Origin of the sequence: Neobacillus drentensis, assembly GCF_036966985.1 — a bacterium.
GTDB classification, from domain to species: domain Bacteria; phylum Bacillota; class Bacilli; order Bacillales; family Cytobacillaceae; genus Neobacillus; species Neobacillus drentensis_E.
Genome location: NZ_JBALSN010000311.1, coordinates 430 through 3058, shown reverse-complemented (window position 1 = coordinate 3058; position 2629 = coordinate 430). Strand labels below are relative to the sequence as shown.

The following is a 2629-nucleotide window of genomic DNA, read 5'->3' as shown; positions in this document are numbered from 1 at the left end:
AATGATTTTTTCAAGAATGTCCGCCATGAGCCAGTTCCTTCTCTACATGGTGTTAAACCACCAAAGTATGATCCTAATAAACCTACAGTAGCAGTTCTATTAGCGAATGTAGACACTGAGGTATTTGATTTTATGATTCCCTATGATTTGTTATCTAGAACAAACGCTTTTAATGTATTTGCTGTTGCTCCAGACAAAAACGTAAAGACGTTATCGGGCGGTCTGGATGTAGTCCCCCATTACTCTTATAAAGAATTAGATAAATTATTAGGCAAAAGTCCCAACATTATCGTCGTTCCTTACATGCCGATATTTGATGAAAAGAAATATCTACTCACTCGGGAATGGATTCAACAACATTCCAGCAGTAAAACCACTATCTTGAGCATTTGCAGTGGATCAGAGAATCTTGCCGATGCAGGCTTATTAAAAGGAAAATCAGCCACCACACACTGGCAAGGGATATCTTTACTAAGCAAGCAATATCCTGACACTCATTGGAAAGAGGATGTGCGGTATGTCCACGAAGGTAACACCTTAACTTCAGCGGGTCAAACTGCAGGTATCGATGCTGTGCTGCATCTGATAGCTCAAAAACTAGGAGAACCCATGGCTAAAAAAATATCGAAAGAAATCAGTTATCCTTCTTACCACTTCGTTCAAAACCCAAAAGTAGAACCTTTTCAAAAGGACATATATTTTGCAACTTTTTTATTGAATCTTTCCTTCCAGTGGAATAAGACAAAGGCAGGTGTACTACTTTATAACGACATGGATGAAATCGCATTATCTTCTATATTTGATACTTACGCAGCCACAGGAACGACACAAGTCTTGACCGTTTCGAGTTCGGATGCACCCATTGCTACAAAACATCACCTTAATATAGTGGCTAGGCATCAAATATCGAATGCTCCAAGATTGGATAAAATGATCATACCAGGTGGCAACGCAAAATCCCTAGCGGCAGCCGACGTAAAACTTTGGAGTGAAAAAGGTAATTCTAAAGAGACGAACCTCATTCATAGCGATTCACCAAATAGATATGTATTTGAAGCACCATTGGAAGACTTAGCTAAACAAGAAGACCTTTTAACTGCCAAGCATGCAGTGAAACGACTCGAATATCGTTCCAATGATATCCACCTTGAGGGCAAACCATTTCCTCTTGAAACTTACGGCAATGTACTTCTAACCGGTTTACTAGCTTTGTTGGTAGCTATCTGTATTGACAGACGATTCATTATGAAGAAAACAATTTTCAAATCGTATAAACAAGTCAGTTAATCACTACCGACTTCGGGCGGTTTTTTCCATTCTCACCATTAACGTCAGATAGCTATCATTATAGTAAATTAACGAACCAGGGTGACCTGAAATTCCGTCAACTCCGCTATTCTGCCAAAGCTAAAAGGAGTCGTGAAGTATCGCGAACTTACAAAGAAGGGATTCTTGCGAATACCTTCTTCTGAGCATTGGACAGCATAAAAGCCCTCCTAACGTTAGGAAGGCTTTTTCAATTTCTACATGTGTATTCATGTTGTTCAGAGTTATTTCCAAATTTCCCATAAACTCAATTACAACACAGTGTCGCAATAGGACTCATTTAATATTAAAAAAGCGTATTGGAATGATTTATACTTCTAATTCCAGCTCTTCGTGTTTCATTTGCTTACCATCCTCGATTTTCGCCGAAATAAGACCAAGCACAATGCCAAGCAACGCACCAGCTCCTACTTCCACCGGCTGATGACCGAGAATTTCCTTCAGTTCTTTCTCTCGCTCCACATACTCAAAGCTAGGAAATTCACCCGAAAATTTCACTAGATTATCTTCAAGATCGTTCACGAGCTGCGCAATTTCGCCTGTATGGCGACGAATTCCCTGAGCATCATACATCACAATCACGCCAAACACTGTTGCAAGAGATGTCTCAGTATGTCGCCATCCTTTATTCGCCGCCACATAGGAAGCTAGAGCTGCTACACCCGCGGAGTGCGAACTAGGCATACCTCCCGTTGTGAAAGCCTGCTTCAAGTCCCAATCTCCCGTCAACTTCTTGTGAGTTATAATTTTAAGTCCTTGCGCTATGCCGATCGCCGACAGCGCCGTCAAAATTCCTCGATTCATCTTTTCCATGAGCAACTCCTCCATTCCACAGATCAGTCAACCCCTATCCTGCATATATCTTTTTGATACCCAATTTTGATTTTTATATGCTTAAAGTAACGGGCAGCTTAGTGGAAGAACAGGAGGAGAATATAATTTTTTAATGTCGTAATTTGCAACTATTAAGCACATTTTAGAGTGGTCTATTCGGCAATAATTAAAGAAAACTTTACGACTTTTTAATCTCAACTAAAAAAATAAAGGCTAGAATTATCGTAAGTAACCGGATGTAATACCCGAAAAAAATAAATTAAGTAAAGACAAATATTATTCATAATGGAAGGATGATATTTATGTATATTTCCTATAAAAACTATCAAGGCGGAATTGATAATTTGGTGGTAGTAGAAAGCAATGAAGTGGTTACAACAAGTATAAAAGATACGAAAACAGCTATAAGAACCCATAAAAGAAAATTAAAACGATTAAAGGCTAAACAAAAGTGAACAAAACGAACATA

The 2629-nt window shown here is 38.9% G+C and carries 3 protein-coding genes; 2 read left to right on the top strand and 1 reads right to left on the bottom strand.

Annotated elements, in window-relative coordinates:
* Nucleotides 1-1287: DJ-1/PfpI family protein (locus tag V7659_RS19910; RefSeq protein ID WP_335541659.1), on the top strand; the 1287-nt coding region annotated here is incomplete at its 5' end.
* 348 nt (nt 1288-1635) lie between these two features.
* Here the strand turns inward: V7659_RS19910 and V7659_RS19905 are convergent.
* On the bottom strand, nt 1636-2139 hold the full coding sequence (locus V7659_RS19905; protein ID WP_026565850.1) for a divergent PAP2 family protein: 504 nt from the start codon (nt 2137-2139) through the stop codon (nt 1636-1638).
* Between the two features lie 323 nt (nt 2140-2462).
* Here V7659_RS19905 and V7659_RS19900 point away from each other — a divergent pair, with 323 nt between their 5' ends.
* Complete coding sequence (locus V7659_RS19900) at nt 2463-2615, top strand: hypothetical protein (RefSeq protein WP_335541656.1); 153 nt, start codon at nt 2463-2465, stop codon at nt 2613-2615.
* Nucleotides 2616-2629 lie beyond the last annotated feature (14 nt).